Origin of the sequence: Bacillus sp. REN10 (assembly GCF_016820555.1) — a bacterium.
Taxonomy (GTDB): Bacteria; Bacillota; Bacilli; order Bacillales; family Domibacillaceae; genus Bacillus_CE.
This window is the reverse complement of sequence record NZ_JADHDW010000001.1, coordinates 600740-622267: the sequence shown is the minus strand read 5'-3', so window position 1 is coordinate 622267 and position 21528 is coordinate 600740. Positions and strand designations below refer to the sequence as shown.

The following is a 21528-nucleotide window of genomic DNA, read 5'->3' as shown; positions in this document are numbered from 1 at the left end:
CCTTCGTCATCGTATGTGAAGGTGGCGACGGTGGTTCCGGCATTGGTTTTGATGGAGGTTATCTGATCGAATTTATTATACACGTATGTGTACTTATTATCTTTTGTCCGATTACCGTTAGAATAGGTTTGTCCATTTACAGATGTGAGACGATTATTAGCATCATAGTCGAACGTTGTATTAGTCGTTTTTCCATCTTTTATTGTTGTTTTGGTTTTACGATTTCCTACTGCATCGTAAGTATATGATTCAGTTAACTGAGCAGAAGAAATGGTTTGAGATTCTAATTGATTGGTTTTATCGTACGCAAAAGCTTTGTTGTCAGTTGAACTAGTCACCGAGTTTACATTTCCGTTCAGGTCATAGCCTAGGGTTTCGTCCAATAAGACGCTTGTACCTTTAGTCACTTTTAGCGTTTTCATTTGCTGGTCGTCGTCATACGTATAGTTAGTGTGAATACCGTTCACATATCTGCGCTGTTGTGGCTCGCCTGTTGGATAGTATTCATATGCTCCCTGTATACCCCCATTTCGGTACCAGTTTTTTAGCTGGTCTGCATCGTCAAACGCAAATTTCTGAGCAAATGAGCTGCCATTTGAGGTTCCTTTAATGTCTGTTAACGTTTCTGTTGGTGAGTAACTGTACTCAACAACCTGTTTACCGTTAGAAGCTGTTTTCAACTTGTCTGCTTTATCATAGGTAAACGTGGAAGTATCATTGTTCTCTCCATTTTTCACAGCTGTTGTGTTGCCGTTTTTATCATAATCATAGTGCCATTTTAAATAACCATTGATAAAAACATCTGTCGATATGCCTATTTTCCATAACTCTCTCGTTTGGAAACAAGAATTGCTTCGTATTTAGCCATTTAGATCCTTAGCTCGATGGGCATGCGGCAGGGTTCCTTATAAGGGTGAAAAAATATTTTTCTGACACTCTGGTTAACAGCAATTGATAAATATGTGAAACTATCACAATGATTTGGCATAACAACACGATCTATTTTAATGGAGTAAACGATTATATCGCGAAAATATTCTTTAATAATCAAAAAAAGAAGACTGCCGAGAATATCTAAACAGTCTGAAAATTAAATTTCTTCTAGGGTGAGGTTCATTGTTTGCAAAATAATGAAGATTTTTTCTGAACATTTAATTGTATTTATTTTGATGATGGATAATTGAATAGCATGTTCATTCCTTCAGACTATTTAATATTTCACGTGCTAATTCATGCCTTTTTAATTCCTCGCTGAAATCTGGATACTTATCCAACACCTTTTCTAAAAAAGCATAGTTAGGATATCTTTCAAAAAACCCTTTTCCCAAAAGTGTTTTTTGATACTTAGGGATTTTTTTTCCTGAAAGAATATAATCAGCACTTCCGGCTACAACCATAAGAAAATCATTGAAGTCTTCTATTAACTTATTTTCACCCTGTGGACAACCAATTTTTTCCTCATATTTTTTTTGGATTAATTCAAGGTCTTCATACGGAAACCCAACTTGAAAATTAATTTCTTTTAATTTGTTCTTTAGATTATCATTTAAATCTTTTTTCATTTAAACCCCTCTTTTTACTTAATGTTCACAATTTTTTATTTTTTTAACTTTTTTCCAACCATTATTCCAATATGATACTATTTTATCGTTTCTGGTATAGAATCCACCTTGTTTGCCATTCTTGATTCTATATCCTTTTTTCCCAGTCTTTAAAGTTACTTCTTCTCTAAGACTTTTATTTTGTTTGTAAAAATTTTTTGCCATTTTTGTATACTGTCGTTTTGAGTAAGTCTTTCCTTTATTTATAACGTATTTGCCATGATGGTAATTAAGAGAATCTTTTGCCGTTTTAAAAGTTCCTTTATACCAGTGTCTGGATACTGGAGCAGTTCTCCAACTGCCGCCACCTACTGCCCCCAAGGCAGCTCCTCCTGCTACAGCACCCCATTTTTTCCAACCTTTAAGTTTCTTCTTTTTAGCCCATTTGTATGAACTATATCCACCTAGTGCTCCTCCGACAGCCATCCAAGCCCAATTACCATCCGGATCAACCATCATTACAGGATTGTTATTTGCATAAGCGTAACCATTCTGTGTCTTCGGATCGTCTGTGTCTCCACCTTCTGGATCTGTTGTGAGGAAAATGCCCTTCTGCTGGCAGAAGAAATAGTTTGAGACTCTAAAAAATTAAAGAAGAACCTACTTCAATAATAAATATTAAAGTAAGTCCTTCCTGTATCATTCGATTAAAGTGTTTTTATCACTCACAATGCGAACAATTGAGTCAATTGCTTTACCCAAATAAAAAAAGTCACTTGCATGTCCAAATAATTCTAATTCAAATTCTGAAGAATAGTTGATAAATTTCAAATCAAAATTATGGTATTCCTTTAAATCTATCGTTACAAGAAATTCTCCATCAACATCTCCTAACAGTTCAAGAGAATCATATTTACTTTTGTTTTTGTTCTTATCAAGTTCTTTAATAATTTTTTTTAATACTGTCTGAGCAATAAAAAGAATTTCTTTATCAAATGTCATAAATGTAGTGTTTATTTCAACAATATCTAGGTGATGAATTCTAAATCTAAACTGCTCATTACTATTTTCGAGAGTTATTTTCCAATGCTTATCTTGCATTAGGGTAATCATTTAGTAACTCCTTTCATTTTTTCTTCTTTTTCTTCTGATGCTCATAGTGATAATGTCTGACTTTTTTTGTTCTAGGTGGATGTAGTATAGATGTATGGACATATCTCGATTAGGTCATTGTGATGAAATGAACGAGAGGATGTGTTCAGTTTTGAAACAAAAAATAAAAACCCTTTTAAAGAGCTTATTTTTTTCCATATTTCCGGATCATTTTCTCGCCATATTCGTATACCGAATGATAGCTGGTAGAATCCTTGATAAGATACTGAAAAACTAAGTATAAAGGCAATAATAACACCTGTGTTTTCCGATTATATAAAAGTTCCTGGAATTGAACGATATCATAATAATTTTCATGGGAGTTAAGTTCTTCTTCATTCAAGAATATAAATACATCATCATATTCATACCAATCAAAATATGAACCGGTCTCTTTACGAATCACTTCTCCAACATAAATGCCAATACGAGAAGACAGGGTAATTAAATGTCTTGAACAGAACTCTGTTCCGACCATTCGATGAATGTATTCGTCTATGATAGATAAGCTTTCTAAAGAATAATCTAGATTTTCCTTTGTAAAGTTCTGTTGCTCCCATTCATCATCTGATCGGTCTCTATATAACAGTGTTGAAAGGGACTCAGCTTCACTATTTTTCTTTTGAAAACGTAGTAATTTTTCAAATAGCATATATAATGCTCCTTTCGTTTGATATGCTTTTTTATTGACGAGGACTTACAATTGAAGGTATCCATGCAAAAATGATTTTTCCATAGATACCTTTTGCGTAAATTAGATGGTTTCTTTTATACGTCTACTGTTATTCAATGACAAAGAGCTGGAATCGCCTTTTTATATTCAATCACACCTAATACTTCTACAGCAGAAATCCGAACTAAGCTATCAGGATCTTGCAATTTAGAAAGTACGGCCTCTCCTACATCCTCTCCTGAAAACTCCCCTAATTGTTCGAGTGCATACATGCGCTCTTCACTTGAGAAGCTATTTGTTAATTGAATGAGTTTATTCTTTGCTTTTGGGTAACAATTAAAAGCAGATAATGCTTCTACTGCTGAAAGCTTTACTCTAAAATCTTTGTCATCCGTATATAATAAAATTTCACTAAGCACTTGATCGGTCTTGTCAGCTGCTTGCCACTCTTCTATTTTTCTCATTTTACCCTCAGGATTCATTACATCACCATTTTCTATGAAGCATTCTAATTTATAGCATAAAGAAATTTACTTAACAAATACACTAAAGAGATCACTACTAATGGAGAAATAGCCAATACTTTTTGCAGAATCACAGAGTTCAATGATCTTTTAATAAAATAAAACATCATTGAGCCAGCTGTAGTTAAAGTGGTAAGAATTATAAAAAAATAGAAAAACTCATAGTTGATATACACTAGAGAAACAGTTCCACCGCTAAGTATCCCAATGAAAAAATAAAAAATAGCGCTTAATTGTTTTTTGTTTTTCAATAAAAATATTTCAAATAAATAAGCTATTAGACATAAAGAAGTGACTAGAGAAATAATTAAGAACGTAGTTAATAAATACGGAACAATACTTGGGTCGGAGTAGGGATGAAAACCTCCTAACAAAAAAAGTTCTGAATAGATTAAGGCAAATACTATAGTCGCTCCAAGTGCTGAATATAAATTTAGATGCTTTATCTTCATTTTTGATTCTCCATTCAACCAATCCATTCTTTCCATATCTCTATAATTTATCTCTTATCTTTTTCAGGCTCCTATTTAAACTTTCGCCATAATTGAATTGCTGATAATAAAGTGCCTATTCCTAATGATAAAAAGGTAAGCCGTAGCCAAATATCATCAATGGGTTCCACAAATAAAAATAAGTGTGGCCATGGCATAAAAGTACCTTGCGTCGCTACTTCCATAAAGGTATATGTTGCCACGATGGCTAAGGTAATATCTAAACTATTTGTAGTGCTCAAAACGGCGAGCCCTATCATGTGATAGAAGATAAACAGCATAACTAGGTGGACAATGATAGTACTAGTAAAGAAATCTGTCCCATTCATCCAAATCGTTAAGCCTACAAGCGCCAAGATGAAGGCCCCATGTAAAAGAGCATAGCGAATCATATCAACGATTAGCACTTTACGGTAATAAACGAGTAACGTCTCTCTTGCTCCTTCCTCATACAAACTGTTGTAAAGGAAAACTAAATGTAATCCAGCCATCGGCACGGCAATACCCTGTACAAAAATGTATGATGTAAACGGAGAATCGGATCGTGCTCCAACTGTTAACATTAACAAGATACATAGAGCATAAGCCACAAATGGAAAACTGTATAAATACCGAAGTAATTTAATATCGAATGTAAACAAATGAATGAGCTTATTCATGGATCGCCTCTTTTAGAAGTGCCAGGTACCCATCCATTAAGCGTGGACTGACAGACTGACCGATTGGCTCACCTGATAGTACACGCACCACAATGTGGGAGGGTTCTTCATTCATCTGGACAACTTCTTTTGTCGCAATAACTTCATCTAAATCTTCGAGTGGAATGTTCATTTCATACGTACAGTGAGCGGCTTTGTGTTTTAGTTCTTCTGGACTTCCTTCAAATAACACCTCTCCATTTTTGATAACGCCGATTTTCGTGCAAAGAAATTCAATATCTTCAACAATATGAGAGGAAATAATGACCGTGTGTCGCTTTCCTAGCTGCTTCAAAAGATTGCGAAAACGTATACGCTCTTCAATATCCAACCCAGCCGTTGGTTCGTCAAAAAGTAGGATAGATGGCTTGCGTAATAAAAGTTGTGCGATGCCTACACGCCGGCGCATTCCACCAGATAATTCGTGCATTTTTTTATATAAGTGATCAGATAAATTAACCTGTTCTACGACTTCTTTAATTTGAGTACCATACGACGCGGACGACTTGTTTCCTTGCAGAATAGCGATATGTTCGAGTACTTCATACATCTTGAGCTCAGGATAAATCATAAAATCTTGAGGTAAATACCCAATATGAGCTGTTCGCTTAACATAAGTAGAGGTACTTATTAATTCCCCGTCAATCTCTACACTTCCTGTATTAAACTCAGTCAAACTCGCCAATATTTTCATTAATGTCGTTTTACCAGCACCATTGGGTCCTAACAGCCCATAAATTCCAGAGAAAGAAAGGGTGACATTAGATAATATTCGTTGCTTTTTGATGATCTTTGTCAATTCTTGAACGTGAATTTCCAATCTATCTTCGCTCCTTTACTAAATCCAGCACCTGATCCCATGTCCACTTCTCGTCCATTTTCTGATACCATTCTCGCAGAAACTGCTGTTGTTGAGCATGATTTAATTGATAAAAGTGATGGTAGATGAATTCGATTGATTCTTGTTCTTCTTTCGGCAAAGAAAATGATTCAACACTTCTTTCTTTGGATTCAATTTTCCAGTCCTTTTTTTGCCGAATAAATTGACTGGAAAGATTTGTCCACTCTCTATACAATTTGTATGAACCCTTTCTTTGTACGGCAAGCTTTAACATATTTTCTTGGAAATCCTTGGTCGTCTCGTATGAGTCCACCGCATCTCCATAATTTGTGTTATATACAAGGTGATCTTTCGTCACTAAGGAAGACAGTCCATAGTTGGAAAACACAATAGATGTAGGTAATGATTGGATCGTTGTAGGAGCAAGTTGCTGCACTTCATGCACCGTCTTTTCTAATTGTGACAACACCTTTGGCACTCTCTTTTTCATTTCGGGCCAGTCTGCGGGATACGCAATCTGGTAATCGCCATATGTTAGCCGATTCCCCTGCCCCTTTATAAGAGTAACAGCTTGTGCCTCACCGCTGTACACCTCTCCATGCCTCGGCAAATTGCTGAATAGCACTTCTTCTGTCTTCACCGTAAAGAAATAACTTTCTTCAGGTGAGAAGCGTTCACTCAACTCGATCTCTCCTATGTCTTTATTTATCTCGTACATGTGTGAGTCTCTCTTTTTGGGATACCAAGCTTTATCTGCAAGAAGTACGATCCTATTATTAGTATGTGGGATAAAGCTCGAGTCAACTATTTCGTAATGAAAAGTCAGGGATGGCTGATTCATGGGCAGATGGACCGTAAGAATATCTCCATCACGCTCAAAGTTGATCTTTTCACTACCGGCTTGAATCGACTTGACTGGGTAGGCATGATATAGTTGAAAGCTTGGCTCAAGAGTGTTCATCTCAGAAAATTTCACCTGTACAGTTGCTTTTTTTCCTTCCAATGAAATCGAATACGATTCAATCTCATAACGCAAGTCTGCTTCAGCTTCATTTACATTTATATAGTAGTCTGTTTCAGTAGAATCATCTGCTCTACTAAAAGCCTTTGTACTTAGTTCAACCACTCCATAGGTTGTAACCATAGAAAGACATAACACCCCCAACAGCACTTTGATGACAAGGCTTCGCTCCCTCTTTCTGCGTGTCCAACGAAGTGACAGAATTAAAATCATTCCCGTGAGAATCAGAAACCATGTGATCAGCTTTAATTCATTTCCCCAATGCACATCGAAGCCAATATAGGAGTTATATACATGCTGTACCGTATTCATTCCGATGAAAAGTAAAGACTGCCATTCACCCGCATGAACAGTATGAAAGAAATCAAAAAATAATTCTGTGCTCATACTTCCAGTCACAATCCACATCAATAAAATAACAATAAAGCTACTCTTTTTTGTGCCAAAGATCATTGCTACAACCAAGCCATACAACATACTTAACATCAATGGGGTGAACATATAAATGACCAAAAAACGAAGCAAAGACAAATAAAAGCTAGAAGGCTCTATACCAACACTGAAATAAATCCCCGTATAAATGGTATATGTAACGACTAACATCATTCCCTGATACATAAAATGCGCCACAAACATTGCACAGATTTTCTCTAGCATAATTCGATAACCATCTACAAAGAAAGACTGAATCCCATAAAGTAGTTCATTTGAATGGATACGGTAGAAAAAAATCATATAAAAAATCGATACCATTTGGACAATCATCGCTACCTCACTCGGAAGTTGCCCATATTGCTCCATGTCATATGGATTGGAGAAGAACAAGATTAGTCGACTGATTAACAGAAGGAAGAATAGTACACTTGCTCCAATGTACAGCTTACTTTTAGCTATTTGTTTGATATAGAAGAGAAAAAGATATTTCCATCGCAATTTATTCACCCATTCTATTACAATCAATATGTTTTTTACTAACATTACTTCTAGTACGGAATAATCACTCCTGTGCGCACAACTCTTACAGATGGTTTAGTGGTATAAGGTAAAACTTCATCTACAGTTCCTGTTAAAATAACACCTGCTATCGGAATTTGATCAGGATCATACTGTTTCAACATCTGCGATACGTCTTTTGCATCTACTAAATCCTCTGATTTTTCCTTAAGAAATGTGGTATATTGTGTAGCGCCTTCTTTAAATAGTGTGTTGGGTTCAACAGGAAATCCAAGTGCTTGATCTCCATCAACCTCACTAAAATCTTGTTTAACAGATAAAGAGTTGGCTTGATCCGTTGAAGCTGAATCTTCATATAGATGGTCTTGCAACAACCAGACCCAGCTGGCTGTCGGAAAGGCTTGTTCAACGTCCCTTAATGGTATTTCTTTATGAAAAGACAAAGCAATTTCTACACTATAAAAACCAGGTAAAGTTTTTAAATAGCTCAAGTCGTCATGAACCGTTTCTTTATTAGGCAAATGAAATTTTACCATCTTATAATCATTTTTATAGGTACTATCATTCTCATCGATAAAAGATGATGTATTTACGGTAGCTTTTGTTCCTAAAATCGTATGAAAACTGCTTCTCGAATCCCAATTAATCAAGTGACCATTAACTTCTTTGTATGCTGAGGCATTTGAGCGGCCTACAACGAAAAAATAATCGTATGATGCCCCGCTAGGATATACATTTGCACCATACATACGATAACCATCATTTGTTTCTTCTGTATCTTCATACATTCTTTCATACATAAAATATTGCCCGATATACAAAAGTATCCATAAAAAAACTAATGTACTAATGGTTACAAGCAAGGAGATGATAATGTTTCGCTTAATCGATTTACGTTTGGCCTTTTTCACTAAATCTGAAAATGCATCATCTTGCTCAAATATTGATTTATTCTTCATTAAGGATATCCTCCTCTAGTAATTTCACCAATTTTTGTTTTGCTCTTGCTAGCTGTGTTTTAATTGTTTTATCCGTTGTATGAAATAATATGGCAATGTCCTTCAAAGAAAAATTCGCACTATATTTCAGTAAGAGTAGTTCAGCCTCTTTTGGCTTCATTTGTCTCAAAACACGTTGGATATCTTTCTGTAATTCTTTTCGTAACAAAACATGTTCTGGTGTGTCATGATTAAAAAGTTGGCTCATATCAAAGGCCAATATGTAGTTTTTATGTGATTTCTTTTTCCTTAGCAAATCATAATATTTATTAACTGCTACTCGGTATAGCCACGCTTGTGCAAAGTCGATATCAACCCCATCAATATACTGAAGGAACTGAATAACTGTTTCTTGCGTAATATCTTCAGCATCTTCTTTACTTGCTCCCATTTTTATTAGAGTTAGGCAGACCGAATGTAATTTTTGCTGTAGCTTGTTTCCCAATGTATCATTCATATCACTCCTCCTACTTATATAACGATTGATTTTTTAAAAGGTAAACAAAAAAACAAAATTTTCAAGTTTAATTTGGTAAAAATACAAAAAACACAAGTGAATAGAAACAATCTTTTAGAATAGATTTTTGACTGAAGTTCGTTATCCCGAATATTCAATCTAATTATTTTTGATCTTTTTATATACCACTACTGATTTTGTATAAAAAGAATAGGGTCAAGCAAATTGCTCAACCCTACTTCATTAGCCCTCGTTCTTTCGCAAACTGCAGCGCCATGTTTCTCGATGTAATTTTTTTCTCTTTTAGCCGCTCCAGCAACGATAGATAAAAGCTTCCATCGAATGTTTTTTGTGCCTTCAATGTAATTTCAATAGCCGCCTTTACTAAGTGATCTGAAGCGTCCGTCGACCTTTGTCCAAAATAAATAAAGGCAATTCGATCATCTGAAAATTTAAAGCCTTTGTCCTCTAATCGCAGTAAATAATTCGCCACCGATGAATCGCATTTCATCGCACTCACCTTTAGGCCCATGGATTGCTGGATACGACCTCTACCAAATGACGGCGGAGAACTTTTAATTCCAGCTGTTCCACTACTTGTTCCGCTTCTTTCGAGATGCCTTCCCAGCTTGCTTCTTGCACGTTCCACTCTAATGGCACATCGCAATTAATTTGAGCAAGTTTGTGAGATAGATAGAGCATATCGATGTCGTCTGTCATCTTCTTCCGTTGCGAAGGTGTCAGCTTGTCGATATTGTTCATGATCTCTCCCACCGAACCAAATTCTTTCACGAGCTTAAAGGCTGTTTTTTCACCGATGCCTTTCACGCCTGGATAACCGTCGCTCGTATCCCCCATTAAGGCCTTCACATCGATAAATTGCTGCGGAGTGATGCCGTATAGTTCAGAAAAACTGCCTACTGTATGCGTTAAATAATTGCCGTACCCTTTTTGCAAAAGCATTACATCAACTTGATCGTCTAATAATTGTAATAAATCTTTGTCTCCACTTAAAATCGTCACCTTGCGCTCTTCTCGTTTCGCAATCGTCCCAATGCAATCGTCGGCTTCATAACCGACAACACCGATATTCGGAAGCAAAAAAGAACTGGCGACTTCTTTCGCCAAGTCAAATTGCGGAATTAATTCTTCAGGCGGCGCGGATCGATTTGCTTTATACCCTGAATACAACTCATTTCTGAACGTCTGACTGCCCATATCCCAGCATACAGCCACATGGGTCGGGCGTTTGTGATCGACCGCCAATAATAAATGCTTCATAAATCCTTGGACACCATTTGTTGGCAACCCCTGTGAATTGTACATAAATTGGCCGCTCACCGCTGTCGCGTAAAAAGCACGAAATAATAAAGCCATTCCATCGACAAGCAAAATATGCTCTTGTTTGTTCATGTTGTCACCTCAACTGCTATTCTATCATATTCGCAAAAAAACGCTTTAGAAACATCATTTTCTAAAGCGTTTCACTATTGCGTTAACGTTCGTTCTTTTTCTCAACCGGCAAATCCTCGTAGGAAGACCAGTCACTATAGCTTCCTGCGTATAATTTTACATCACGAAATCCAGCTTCCTTTAAGGCAATAATATTCGGGGTAGCTGACACGCCAGATCCGCAGTAAACAATAATTGACTTATTAGCATCTAGCTCTCGAAAACGAGTGATTTGCTGTTGCTGCTCTTTCCAGTTCGTTCCTTGCAGTCCGTCTTGGAAGAAATAATTGACCGCAGTCGGAATGTGACCGGGTACGCGATCGAGCGGTTCTACTTCGCCGTTGTAGCGTTCCGGTGCACGTGAGTCGATCAGTACCGATGACCCGCTTGTGACAGCTTCTTTCACTTCCTCGATAGAAACGAGCCAATCAGTTTGAATATTTACCGGGAAATAACTAGGAGTAGCCATTGGAATTTCTTGAGTAACCGGAAGCTTGCGGTTTGTCCATTCTTGAAAGCCTCCATCTAACAAATACACACGCGAATGACCAAGATAAGATAATAACCACCAGCATCGGCCAGCAAACATTGCTTCCCCTTGATCATACACAACGACGGTTGTCTCCTCGGTAATTCCGAACGATTGAAACACAGCTTGAACATCTTCTACATTCGGTAGCGGATGTCTGCCTCCATGCTGCTTTTTCTCCCCGGATAGGTGGCGATCTAAATGAGCGTAAAAAGCACCTGGAATATGCCCTTCCATGTAGGCTTTCTCCCCTGCTTGAGCGTCGGCTAAACTGAAACGGCAGTCAATCACACATACATTCGGATCGTTTACATGACTCGCTAGCCAATCAATCGATTTAATGAAATTCATCCGTTCTCCCCCTTATTTTCCGCTGCTTTTAGTCTTTTTTCCATCAGTTGCTTCACTTGTTCTTTAGGGTCCCAACAATCAAAGGTATAGTCCGGCTTTGTGGCAAATCCAAGCCGGCTACACATATAATTCATTCCTGATTCACCTTTGATCGCCCGAAAGTGACAGCAAGTAGCACATGTATGAAAACGACGGATAATCTCCTGTTTACGCTCGTTGAAGCTCAACTAAAATGCGCTCCCATTCATCAATATTTTCCGCATGATCTAGTACATCTAACCAAGCAGTAAATTGTTCTTTCGCATCCGACTCAATCGTTGCTTGGATCAAAGCCATGCCCGTATCTAGCTCATTATGAGCCCATGTCCATAATTTGTCTTTTTCCGTTTCTAAATAGGCATCGGCCAGGATCGATAATTTCTCTTCTAATTGCTCCTGCATTTGCTGCTTTTCATTTTTCTCAAAGAATGATTTTGCATTTTTAAACAAGGAGAGCGCTTGGCTGAACGTCGATAGCGGTTCATTCGCAAACGCCGTTGGAAACTCTGGCGTTTCTTGTGACGACCACTCCAATGGCGTAAACGACAGCTGCGGCTGAATCGTTTGATAATGCAATTGCAGGTTCGCATATTTTTCCGTCAAGAGTTCATGCACGTGATTTTCTGTCCGCAAACTTGTTGCCCGCATTTCTTGAGCCAAGTCATATCCGACCGCTTCAAGGAGCTCTTTTAATGCTTGATTTAGAGCGGATTTTATTTGATTACTGTTGAGTGTCGCCGGGTTAAATGACTCTTTAAAGAAATCGGAAAAACGGTAAAATACACGCTGTTTTAAATAGTACACAAGTTCATCAATTTCTTGCGATAATCGTTTTTCTAATAATTGAGATGTTTCATTGGTTAAATGAGTCGCCACTTGTTGTTGCTGATCGTTTAACTCCTGTTGCTTTTGTTCCCGGTTGTCGCGATTTTCCTTCGCTGTCGCAATCAGCTGACGTAGTCTTTCTATTCCACGCTCCCACTCAGCCTCTGCTGATTGCACCGCCATTTGTGCTAAATCGCCCTCAAGGAACTGGTGAAACGATTGTTTAAACGGCAAAATATTGGAGTTTGGATGATTGGTCTCGCCGCGCTCAATTTCTTGAATCGCCTGCAAGCTGGAAACGCCAAATAACCTCGGAAAGCGAATGCCGTATTGCAATAGTTGCTCCGTCACATAGTTTTTCACTTCTTGTACTTCTTCTTCATCTTTCGCTAAATCAATGGCATTAACGATAAAGAACATTTTATCGAGCTCAAACGCATCCTTGACCCGACCGAGCTGAATTAAAAATTCACGATCGGCTTTCGAAAAGGCGTGATTATAGTACGTCACAAACAGAATCGCATCGGAATTTTTAATGTATTCAAAGGCCACGCCCGTATGACGCGCATTAATCGAATCAGCCCCCGGTGTATCAACGAGCGTTACCCCTTGTCTCGTGAAATCACAATCATAATACAGATCGATCGATTCAACGAAACAGCTTTGCTTCTCATTCGCCACAAATCCTTGGAACGCCTGTAGATCAACCAATAACGTCGTGCCGAGCTGATCCTGATATTCACGATAGCCTTCATGAAAAGCTTTCAAAAAGGAGAGATGAATTTTTTCGCGCCCTTCTCCTTCATTCGCTGTTAACAATTCCGGAATCACTTGATCCGCTTCAGCAAGGGACATAACGGATCGGTCAAATAATTGCAAGGAATGCTGCAAATCCAATAATAAATCTTTTTCTGTTTTCAAATGAACAGCCGCTGTCCGGTGCGGATGCTGTTCATCAGGCGGATGAATGCGGTTGACTGCCGCAGTTGTTGGGTTCGGTGATACCGGAAGCACCTTTTCACCGAGCATGGCATTCGCGAATGAGGACTTCCCTGCACTAAACGCTCCGAATAAAGCAATCGTGTATTTGCGCTGCTCTAGACGATCCGCTTTTTGACGAAGCCCATCAATGAAACGCTGGAACCCCGGAATGCCATCTAGCTGACGGTTCATGTTTCTTAGTTTCGAGACTGTGTCACTAACCGCTACCGTTCTTTCATTCGATACAATGACTTCTGCTTCTTGTTCTACTTTTTCAATCGTGACCGCCGCTTCTTCTTCCCACTCTCCGCTAAAAATGTCCACTTGTTCCCGTTCTTTTTCCCATGCCTGAACAAATTGATCGAAGCTCGCAGGTGCATCAGGGAACGAACGAATCATCAGCTCATGCAAGGCATTTCGATGCTCTTCCATTGTCGAATCAAAATTAGATAATTGCTGGATGGCTGTTAGTTTTCGATGCCAAGCTTGCCATTTTTCTTTCAATCCTGCTTGTTCAGACGCAAATTGAACCGCCATTTCTTGCGCGGCACGAACCTTTAGCTCCTCTGTTGCCATTCGCGCCTTTTTCTTTAATTGATTGGCAACGTCATCGCAATAATTAAGAACATAGTCCCCTGTCACTTTAGCCCCCGTTTTGATCGTATCCTTTAATAACGATTCATCGAACGGAAAGGACAGCTCCTCCGCTTCTAGCTGCAAGGAATCACTCATTAACCCACTTGACTTTAACCATGAAGCAAACAATTGACGAAGATGCCACTCGAGCTGCGCTTCTGTTTTCTCCTTTAAATCCACCATTAATACATCGAGTCGGCGCTGTCTCTCTTCCTCTGTTTTCTTTTTACTAAAGAATAGACCGACTTTAAATTCAGGCTGCATCGCTTCTAAAAAGTCCTTCGCCAATTGCCGAGTAGAGGCCGGCATTAAATACGCATTTTGCAGCACTTTTTCGCGGCCTTCTTCGACGGATTTCACTAACGCGTTCGCGTCACGCTTATCCAGCTCCGCCTTTGTTTTTTGTTCATTAGCGATGATTTCTTCCGCCTTCCAAGCTTCCCCAAGAATGGCTTGCAATTGTTCTCGTGCTTCTTCTTGTCCGTCTTGCAGCCACTGTAGATGCTCACTGACGAGTAGACTCATCATCGTTTCCGCCGAACGAAGCGTTAACTGTTCCCGATTCGCCATGCTTTGATGAATCAACTCTTTCACTTCTGCAAAATCATTATAAGGAAGATCTGGCTCTCTCAAGCTCGTGAAATAAAATTTCTCCGGATGCACATTCCAAGACGCAAACGAGTCATAGACCGATTGCTTAAAGGCATCAAATGATAGCTCCTCGTCGCGGTGTTTATCAATTTGATTAATAATCAAGTTCAATTTCACACCGTGAGAAAGCAAATCTTTCGTGTAGATGAAATTTAATTCCGACTGCACATGGTTGTAATCCATTACATAAAACACCATATCCGCTAAATGAAGCGCTGATTCGGTTGAAATACGATGGGCATCGTCTGTAGAATCGACTCCTGGTGTATCCATGACCGTCACTTCCGGCGGCAAGCTAGATTCGCTGTGACCAATTTCAATCGCTTCGACTTCTTCCCCGTTTTTACAATATTCTTTCACTTTTTCAAAGCGGTATGGTGCTTGAAAAAGGAGCGGTTTTCGGTCTTTATAATACACTTTCGCAAAGTCCTCAGGAGCTTTATGAATTTTCACTAAATTCGCACTCGTTGGGATCGGACTCGACGGCAATAGCTTCTCACCCGTCAGTTCATTGATCATCGTCGATTTTCCGGCTGAAAAGTGTCCGCAAAACGCCACAATAAACTCTTCGTCGTGCAACTTCTTTAAAAACAATTTGGCCTTTCTCGCCCGCTCTTCATCTCCATATTGTTCAAATAAATCATGAAGCCAGGCAGTTCTAGCAATGGTTTCTGATAATGTTTGTTGCTGTGTTTCTAATGACATGATCTCAAAACTCCTTATACACTGTCCTTACGTTAGGAAGCGGATTCTTTTTTTCTATTGTATCTGATTTCCGCTTTATTGCCCATCGTAAAAAAGAAAAAAGAAGGCTTTCTATCAGCCTTCTTTCCAAATTATGCCTGCGCTTTATTTACGTGATCGACCACATATTTCATGACTCCACCGTACACCACTACTGTGGCTCCAACAAACATCCATACCATGATCTCCACACCGTCCTTTTTTGTTCAGTCCTTATATATTTATCATTCGGTTGATAATAATATTCATCTTCACTTCTACTTTATCATGAACGATAATGATTTTCAATACCGGTCATGATTTTCCTTATTTACTTTTCTTTTTTTGTATTAGCAAGTGGACAATTTGAACATTTCCCGCAACCTGTTTTTTTGCACATCTTTCATTCCTCCAATTTTTTATGGTGGGCTAGGAAACGAAAAAGCCAGTGATATCCACTCCAAACAAGGAAGGTATCACTGGCTCGATCTGCGCACAGGTCTCTTTTTCTAGAGAATTTAGCAGATTTGACAGTTTCGGTTTATCTCTAGCAGCATGCTTTTTCACTTGATCAAAAAGAGGAAGTCTTTAAGGAAGTGACTTTGCATATCTGCTTCAGTTCTTATTGTTATTGGTTACAATTATAACCCTCTCGCAATTTTCTGTCAATTATTTTTTAATAAAAAATTCACCTTTTGGCAAATGCCTCTTGATAGTTGGTCAGTTGCTCTAGCGCTTTTTCTTCTTCGTTTAAACGAATCATTAAAATGAACTGATTCAAAAAGAAATAAGCCACCAATGTCCAATATGCTTGAAACATTAGCGGAATGACGATCAGCTCAGCCGTCACAACGAAATAGTTAGGATGTTTTAAAAAGCGGAATGGACCTTTAACAACAACTTCCTCACCTTTTAACACAATAATTTTCGTATTCCAGTAGCGGCCGAGCGTGCGAATCGTCCACACCCGCATCCACTGTAAGCCAAGAAAAAGAATGAGTAAAACAGGCCATAATGAATGAAGCGTTGGCTGTTTTATGCTCACTTCGACCACTAGAGCAACAAAAAACGTCATATGCATCAGCACCATAAACGGATAATGCCCTTGCCCGAATTCCTCCGCTCCCTTTGCCTTCATCCACTTTTCATTCCGTTTCGCATGGACAAGCTCCACTAACCGTTGCGCCACCACCAATATAATAAACGCATAAAAGAACACTACTCCCACCTCATTAACAGCATTTCCGAACTAAACCCCGGCCCAAGAGCCAGCATCAAACCTAAATTATTTGTATGTATATCTCTTTGTACATATTGTTCCAACACAAACAGCACAGTAGCGGATGACATATTGCCATATTGGCTTAACACGCTCCTTGATACATTCAACTGATCCGGCGCTAGCCGTAAACTCTGTTCATACGCTTCTAATACTTTTTTACCACCCGGATGAGCGACGATATGACCGATTTCTTCTATTTTTGTTTGTTGGCTCGCTAAAAACTCTGTCACTTGCGGCTCCAACCACTGGTGGACAATCGCAGGAATATCTTTTGAAAAAATCACATAAAAGCCGTTGTCCTTAATGTCCCATCCCATTACTTCCTCGGAATCTTCCATCAAAACGGTTTCGGTTTTTTGAATCACCGGGAGCGAGCGTGATCCGTTTTTAAACAACGAACTTTCCTTACCAGTGACAAGCACACAAGCCGCTCCATCGGCAAATAAAGACGTACCGATTAAATTACTTTTTGATAAGTCCTCTACTTGAAAAGTAAGACTGCACAATTCTACTGCCACCACTAACACATTCGCTTTCGGATGGGCTAAGCAATAATCATGCGCCCGGGCCAACCCCGACGCTCCACCTGCACACCCTAGCCCCCAAATCGGTAGCCTTGTCACTTTTTTGGAAAAAGGCAAGCGATTGATCCAGCGCGCTTCTAAGCTAGGAGCAGCCAAACCTGTCGTGCAAACGGTAATGATGGCATCAATGTCTTCATATCGCACTTGAGCTTTGTCTACGCATCCCTTGATCGCCTCTTCTCCAAGCTCCACCGCCGCCTCTAAAAATAACTCGTTTTTCTCTTCAAAGCTATGCTTCTCTTGATACCATTCCAACGGTTTCGCCAAATATCTCGTATCGATGCCTCCGTTATCAAACACTGATAACAACCGCTCAATTTTCGGATAGGTAGGCTGAAATAATTGATAAATCATCTCCTTCGCCTCTTGCTGATGAACAACATAATGAGGTAAAGCCGTTTGAACCGCAATAATTTTTGACATAGTCAACTCTCCACTTTGATTGATAGGCTTATTTTACCTATTTAGCCATTAACTTATTCATGAAAAACGAGAGTGCTTCGACGATAAAGGGGACTATAACTTTTGACACGATTTTAAAGGAGTGTATTGGAATGCGGACCACACTAGTTACTTTACTAACATTTTGGGGTTTAATCCTCTTTCCGGTATTTGTCCAGGCCAAAGAAGACTTATCAAAAATTGTTCAGAAGTTTAAGCCACCGAACTCCCTACTTATAAGCCCTGAAAAGCCTGCCTCTACCTCATCAATTCAACTTTATGACTTTGATCAAGATGGACAGAATGAAATCATTTTTACTTTTGAAATAAAAGCCAAAGAACAGCCCTCTCCTTCTCAAATCGGAGCAATGATATTAAAGAAAAAGAATACCGGTTGGAAAAAAGTTAGGGAAATAAAAACTCAAGGAGTAGGTTTAGATTTTTCAGGATTAGCTGATATAACTGGTGACGGTACAAAAGAATACTTATTTGGTGTTACACGTGGTGCTGCCATAGGAAGTAACCTTGAAATTTTCCAATGGAGCAATCATTCACTCCAAAAAATTGCCGATGCTCCCTATCATATAATGGATATTGTGATAAAAAACAAAAAAATAGGTATAGCTACTTGGAATATGTACATTGGTGATAGTTATTTAGTTGATGTATCGAAGTGGAATGGAGAAAGTTTGGTCTACAATCAAGAACTATATTTGAAATACTACCCAGCAATTAAAAAGTTCTATAAAGAGAAAATCTCTAAAATGAATGCCTGGTTTTATTGGTATTGTTTAGCCGATGCTCAAATAAAGGCAAACAAACTTGAAGAAGCTTCTAAGTCTATTCAAAAAGGGCGTTTTTTAGCCGAGAAATTACCTTTACCTGATGCAGTACATCTTTTTAATGAATTGAACCATGTACTTAAAGAAAAAACTGCGCTAATTATGTTTAGAGAAAATCAAATAATTGTTTAATTATTTAATGACTTAGCATCATAAAAACGGGACTATTTTATTATTTCAAGCATTGTTTAACATGTAATTTATGGAGATAAATAATCTCGCTATCAGGATTGAGTATAAAAAATAGCATCAAAAACGATGATTTTCGTTTTTGATGCTATTTTTAGTATATTCCTGCCGTTATTACGACACTTTAGCCCCACTCAACGTCACTACTTGCTTGCGTTTACCACCAATTTCATTAAACAAGATATTCAAAACGATCGCTGTCATGCTACCAGCCACAATGCCGTTTCCTGTTAAAATTCGCAGGCCTTTCGGCAAGTTCGCGAATAAGTCCGGCACAACGGTAACACCAAGCCCCATTCCAACGGCACAAGCAATAATTAATAAGTTCTCTTGTTTCGCCATATCGACTTGGCTTAACATTTTAATCCCTTGAGCAACAACCATCCCAAACATAGCGACCATTGCTCCACCTAAAACGGATAGCGGAATAATCGTTGTAAACGCCGCAATTTTTGGTACGAGTCCGAGCACGACTAAAAATCCCGCTGTGTAGTAAATCACTTGCTTCGATTTTACACCTGACAGTTGCATTAAACCGACATTTTGCGAGAAAGCGGTGTAAGGAAAAGCATTAAAGAGACCGCCCAGTATAATCGCAAATCCTTCTGCACGATATCCTTTGGCAATATCTTTTTCTGTGATGTGCTTGTCACATATATCACTTACCGCAAAGTAAACACCTGTTGATTCTACAAGGCTCACCATCGCGACTAAAATCATCGTTAAAATCGCCGTCCATTCAAATGTAGGTGTACCGAAATAAAACGGCTGTACCATATGGAAGTAAGACGCTTCTTGTACAGGTGAAAAATCGACCTTGCCCATAAAGAAAGCAATCGCCGTTCCAACGAGCAAGCTAATCAACACGGAAATCGAGCGAACAAAGCCAGTAAAAAAACGATATAACACAATGATTAATAATAATGTCGCTCCGCCAAGAGCAAGATTCGATAACGAGCCGAAATCTTCACTGCCGACGCCTCCACCCATATTGTTCATCGCGACTGGAATTAATGTAATCCCAATAATCGTTACAACGGAGCCCGTCACAACAGGAGGAAAAAAGCGAACAAACTTACTAAAGAAAGAGGACACGAGTAAAACAAAAATGCCTGAAGCAATAATCGCCCCATATACAGCTGAAATGCCAGATGATTCACCAATGGTAATCATCGGAACGACCGCAGTAAACGTACATCCTAATACAACTGGCAAACCTATTCCTAGAAAACGCCCCTTCCACACTTGCAAAAAGGTAGCGATCCCGCACATGAAAATATCAATTGATACTAAGTATGTGAGTTGCTCCGCTGTTAACCCTAACGCTCCGCCGACAATCAACGGAACAATGACCGCTCCAGCATACATCGCTAGTACATGTTGCAAGCCGAGTGAAGCGGTTTTTAACACCGATGTTTTCATACGCGAGCCTCCTCGACAAAGGTCACTTCGCCATTTTCAAGCGATTGCACGCGAGCCAGTGACTCAACGCGGACATTCTTTTCTTCCAGTAGCTTCCTTCCCTCTTGGAACGACTTTTCAATGACAATTCCAATGCCAGCGACGTGCACACCTGCCTGCTCAGCAATGTTTAATAACCCTAAAGCGGCTTGTCCATTCGCTAGAAAATCATCAATAATCAAGACGCGATCCTCTTTATGTAAAAAGACACTAGAAACGGCAATGCGATTCGATTGCTGTTTTGTAAAGGAATACACATCCGCTGTGAGTAACCCTTCCGTTAAAGTCAGTGATTGACGCTTTCTAGCAAAGATGACCGGTACACCCAGCTCTAGCCCCGCCATCACACTTGGCGCAATTCCACTGGATTCAATCGTCAAAATCTTTGTAATGCCGTCTTCAGCAAATAAACGGGCAAACTCTTGTCCCATCTCTTTCATTAATACCGGGTCAATTTGGTGATTTAAAAAGGCATCCACTTTTAATACTTCGTTTGAAAGCACCTTGCCTTCTTCGATAATTTTCTGTTTTAAACGATCCATCTATATTTCCCCCTCAACAATAGTTGATCTTTGGGGCATAGAAAAAGCCCAAAGATCATTACATTCCTCAAAAAGAGTGAAGCAATGCCCTTTGGGTTTTTCGCCGCATTCATAATGAAGGCAGCCACTGCTCACTCATAGTCAGATGATTTACGGTCATCCGGTAGAAACTTGCAGGCCCTATTCCCGCGATTATATGAGCGAATGCTATTTTTTAATGTATTCACATTATATCAGCAAAACAAAGAATTTCAAGCTTATTCACGAACATTAAGAAACATTTCCGGAAATAATATTCGTAAAATGAACATTTTTCCATTCTTGGTTCTTATTCACTTGATTTTTTCTTTATAGACTCTTCATACATTCTTCACACTTTTTTCACAAATCCAGACTTCTTTTGTGATAATTCTCACAGAGGAAATCCAGTTTCGACCTTATGCTAAGGGTAACGAAAGTCATTCACTAGCATAAAGAAGGAGTGAGATCCATGGCAAAGCTTGAAACGAAAGAAATGACAGAAATCAAGGTAAATCCAGAAGATTCTTCATCATTAAAAGGCACTTTATATGCTGTATTTGGAATAGGAATCTTCTTAATCATTACTTGGCTTATTGTTTTTTCTGTTTTCTTAGAACGCAATTAAGAGA

23 protein-coding genes and 1 riboswitch are annotated in these 21528 nt (G+C 38.8%); of the genes, 2 read left to right on the top strand and 21 right to left on the bottom strand.

The window, feature by feature from the left end:
• The 19 genes from IRB43_RS03190 to IRB43_RS03100 form a co-directional block, all read right to left on the bottom strand.
• A partial coding sequence (locus tag IRB43_RS03190; RefSeq protein WP_203361962.1) for a hypothetical protein occupies positions 1–680 on the bottom strand: 680 nt, incomplete at its 3' end.
• A 513-nt stretch (positions 681–1193) separates the two neighbouring features.
• Complete coding sequence (locus tag IRB43_RS03185; RefSeq protein WP_203361961.1) at positions 1194–1562, bottom strand: YxiJ family protein; 369 nt, start codon at positions 1560–1562, stop codon at positions 1194–1196.
• Positions 1563–1580: 18 nt separating this feature from the next.
• Positions 1581–2060 (bottom strand): hypothetical protein, encoded by a 480-nt coding sequence (locus IRB43_RS03180; RefSeq protein ID WP_203361960.1) that lies wholly within the window; start codon positions 2058–2060, stop codon positions 1581–1583.
• A gap of 180 nt (positions 2061–2240) precedes the next feature.
• A complete protein-coding gene (locus IRB43_RS03175; RefSeq protein WP_203361959.1) occupies positions 2241–2654 on the bottom strand; it encodes a hypothetical protein in 414 nt (137 codons plus the stop codon).
• 184 nt (positions 2655–2838) lie between these two features.
• Complete coding sequence (locus tag IRB43_RS03170; RefSeq protein WP_203361958.1) at positions 2839–3345, bottom strand: hypothetical protein; 507 nt, start codon at positions 3343–3345, stop codon at positions 2839–2841.
• Positions 3346–3479: 134 nt separating this feature from the next.
• Positions 3480–3830 (bottom strand): HEAT repeat domain-containing protein, encoded by a 351-nt coding sequence (locus tag IRB43_RS03165; RefSeq protein WP_203361957.1) that lies wholly within the window; start codon positions 3828–3830, stop codon positions 3480–3482.
• Positions 3831–3874: 44 nt separating this feature from the next.
• Entirely contained in the window at positions 3875–4378 is a 504-nt protein-coding gene (locus IRB43_RS03160) for a hypothetical protein (RefSeq protein ID WP_203361956.1), read from the bottom strand.
• Positions 4379–4413: 35 nt separating this feature from the next.
• Positions 4414–5040, bottom strand: coding sequence for a hypothetical protein (locus IRB43_RS03155; RefSeq protein ID WP_203361955.1), 627 nt, complete (start codon positions 5038–5040; stop codon positions 4414–4416).
• On the bottom strand, positions 5033–5899 hold the full coding sequence (locus IRB43_RS03150; RefSeq protein WP_203361954.1) for an ATP-binding cassette domain-containing protein: 867 nt from the start codon (positions 5897–5899) through the stop codon (positions 5033–5035). Before IRB43_RS03150 ends, IRB43_RS03155 begins: the two co-directional genes overlap by 8 nt.
• A 1-nt stretch (position 5900) precedes the next feature.
• Positions 5901–7883: an ABC transporter permease gene (locus IRB43_RS03145; RefSeq protein WP_343070791.1), complete on the bottom strand. Its 1983-nt coding sequence runs from the start codon at positions 7881–7883 to the stop codon at positions 5901–5903.
• Positions 7884–7924: 41 nt separating this feature from the next.
• The gene (locus IRB43_RS03140) at positions 7925–8854 is read right to left on the bottom strand and encodes an anti sigma factor C-terminal domain-containing protein (protein ID WP_203361952.1); all 930 of its coding nucleotides are present in this window, start codon (positions 8852–8854) and stop codon (positions 7925–7927) included.
• On the bottom strand, positions 8844–9350 hold the full coding sequence (locus IRB43_RS03135) for an RNA polymerase sigma factor (protein ID WP_203361951.1): 507 nt from the start codon (positions 9348–9350) through the stop codon (positions 8844–8846). The genes IRB43_RS03140 and IRB43_RS03135 overlap by 11 nt, the downstream gene beginning before the upstream one ends.
• A gap of 235 nt (positions 9351–9585) precedes the next feature.
• Positions 9586–9861, bottom strand: a complete 276-nt coding sequence (locus IRB43_RS03130) for a DUF6123 family protein (protein WP_203361950.1) — start codon at positions 9859–9861, stop codon at positions 9586–9588.
• Between the two features lie 11 nt (positions 9862–9872).
• Positions 9873–10763, bottom strand: a complete 891-nt coding sequence (locus IRB43_RS03125; protein WP_203361949.1) for a 5'-3' exonuclease — start codon at positions 10761–10763, stop codon at positions 9873–9875.
• 82 nt (positions 10764–10845) lie between these two features.
• Positions 10846–11682: a sulfurtransferase gene (locus IRB43_RS03120; RefSeq protein ID WP_203361948.1), complete on the bottom strand. Its 837-nt coding sequence runs from the start codon at positions 11680–11682 to the stop codon at positions 10846–10848.
• On the bottom strand, positions 11679–11909 hold the full coding sequence (locus IRB43_RS03115; RefSeq protein WP_238941751.1) for a hypothetical protein: 231 nt from the start codon (positions 11907–11909) through the stop codon (positions 11679–11681). Before IRB43_RS03115 ends, IRB43_RS03120 begins: the two co-directional genes overlap by 4 nt.
• Entirely contained in the window at positions 11890–15519 is a 3630-nt protein-coding gene (locus tag IRB43_RS03110) for a dynamin family protein (RefSeq protein WP_203361947.1), read from the bottom strand. The genes IRB43_RS03115 and IRB43_RS03110 overlap by 20 nt, the downstream gene beginning before the upstream one ends.
• A 706-nt stretch (positions 15520–16225) precedes the next feature.
• Positions 16226–16756, bottom strand: coding sequence for an isoprenylcysteine carboxylmethyltransferase family protein (locus IRB43_RS03105; protein WP_203361946.1), 531 nt, complete (start codon positions 16754–16756; stop codon positions 16226–16228).
• Entirely contained in the window at positions 16756–17826 is a 1071-nt protein-coding gene (locus IRB43_RS03100) for a type III polyketide synthase (protein WP_203361945.1), read from the bottom strand. The genes IRB43_RS03105 and IRB43_RS03100 overlap by 1 nt, the downstream gene beginning before the upstream one ends.
• 131 nt (positions 17827–17957) lie before the next feature.
• Here IRB43_RS03100 and IRB43_RS03095 point away from each other — a divergent pair, with 131 nt between their 5' ends.
• On the top strand, positions 17958–18818 hold the full coding sequence (locus tag IRB43_RS03095; RefSeq protein ID WP_203361944.1) for a hypothetical protein: 861 nt from the start codon (positions 17958–17960) through the stop codon (positions 18816–18818).
• A gap of 171 nt (positions 18819–18989) precedes the next feature.
• Here IRB43_RS03095 and IRB43_RS03090 read toward each other — a convergent pair whose 3' ends face one another.
• The gene (locus tag IRB43_RS03090) at positions 18990–20297 is read right to left on the bottom strand and encodes a nucleobase:cation symporter-2 family protein (protein ID WP_203361943.1); all 1308 of its coding nucleotides are present in this window, start codon (positions 20295–20297) and stop codon (positions 18990–18992) included.
• Complete coding sequence (locus IRB43_RS03085) at positions 20294–20878, bottom strand: xanthine phosphoribosyltransferase (RefSeq protein ID WP_203361942.1); 585 nt, start codon at positions 20876–20878, stop codon at positions 20294–20296. Before IRB43_RS03085 ends, IRB43_RS03090 begins: the two co-directional genes overlap by 4 nt.
• 118 nt (positions 20879–20996) lie before the next feature.
• A riboswitch (purine riboswitch) is annotated at positions 20997–21098 on the bottom strand.
• Positions 21099–21368: 270 nt separating this feature from the next.
• On the opposite strand from IRB43_RS03085, the gene IRB43_RS03080 reads away from it, so the two are divergent.
• A complete protein-coding gene (locus IRB43_RS03080) occupies positions 21369–21524 on the top strand; it encodes a cytochrome c oxidase subunit 2A (RefSeq protein WP_203361941.1) in 156 nt (51 codons plus the stop codon).
• Positions 21525–21528: the final 4 nt, after the last annotated feature.

What these genes read in the sequence shown, in the direction of transcription:
- IRB43_RS03095 (WP_203361944.1), top strand. Translation starts at nt 17,958, where the DNA reads ATGCGGACCACACTAGTTACTTTACTAACATTTTGGGGTTTAATCCTC.
- IRB43_RS03090 (WP_203361943.1), bottom strand. Translation starts at nt 20,297, where the DNA reads ATGAAAACATCGGTGTTAAAAACCGCTTCACTCGGCTTGCAACATGTA.
- IRB43_RS03140 (WP_203361952.1), bottom strand. Translation starts at nt 8,854, where the DNA reads ATGAAGAATAAATCAATATTTGAGCAAGATGATGCATTTTCAGATTTA.
- IRB43_RS03160 (WP_203361956.1), bottom strand. Translation starts at nt 4,378, where the DNA reads ATGGAAAGAATGGATTGGTTGAATGGAGAATCAAAAATGAAGATAAAG.
- IRB43_RS03175 (WP_203361959.1), bottom strand. Translation starts at nt 2,654, where the DNA reads ATGATTACCCTAATGCAAGATAAGCATTGGAAAATAACTCTCGAAAAT.
- IRB43_RS03155 (WP_203361955.1), bottom strand. Translation starts at nt 5,040, where the DNA reads ATGAATAAGCTCATTCATTTGTTTACATTCGATATTAAATTACTTCGG.
- IRB43_RS03100 (WP_203361945.1), bottom strand. Translation starts at nt 17,826, where the DNA reads ATGTCAAAAATTATTGCGGTTCAAACGGCTTTACCTCATTATGTTGTT.
- IRB43_RS03130 (WP_203361950.1), bottom strand. Translation starts at nt 9,861, where the DNA reads ATGAAATGCGATTCATCGGTGGCGAATTATTTACTGCGATTAGAGGAC.
- IRB43_RS03080 (WP_203361941.1), top strand. Translation starts at nt 21,369, where the DNA reads ATGGCAAAGCTTGAAACGAAAGAAATGACAGAAATCAAGGTAAATCCA.
- IRB43_RS03165 (WP_203361957.1), bottom strand. Translation starts at nt 3,830, where the DNA reads ATGAGAAAAATAGAAGAGTGGCAAGCAGCTGACAAGACCGATCAAGTG.
- IRB43_RS03085 (WP_203361942.1), bottom strand. Translation starts at nt 20,878, where the DNA reads ATGGATCGTTTAAAACAGAAAATTATCGAAGAAGGCAAGGTGCTTTCA.
- IRB43_RS03125 (WP_203361949.1), bottom strand. Translation starts at nt 10,763, where the DNA reads ATGAACAAACAAGAGCATATTTTGCTTGTCGATGGAATGGCTTTATTA.
- IRB43_RS03185 (WP_203361961.1), bottom strand. Translation starts at nt 1,562, where the DNA reads ATGAAAAAAGATTTAAATGATAATCTAAAGAACAAATTAAAAGAAATT.
- IRB43_RS03135 (WP_203361951.1), bottom strand. Translation starts at nt 9,350, where the DNA reads ATGAATGATACATTGGGAAACAAGCTACAGCAAAAATTACATTCGGTC.
- IRB43_RS03180 (WP_203361960.1), bottom strand. Translation starts at nt 2,060, where the DNA reads ATGATGGTTGATCCGGATGGTAATTGGGCTTGGATGGCTGTCGGAGGA.
- IRB43_RS03120 (WP_203361948.1), bottom strand. Translation starts at nt 11,682, where the DNA reads ATGAATTTCATTAAATCGATTGATTGGCTAGCGAGTCATGTAAACGAT.
- IRB43_RS03170 (WP_203361958.1), bottom strand. Translation starts at nt 3,345, where the DNA reads ATGCTATTTGAAAAATTACTACGTTTTCAAAAGAAAAATAGTGAAGCT.
- IRB43_RS03110 (WP_203361947.1), bottom strand. Translation starts at nt 15,519, where the DNA reads ATGTCATTAGAAACACAGCAACAAACATTATCAGAAACCATTGCTAGA.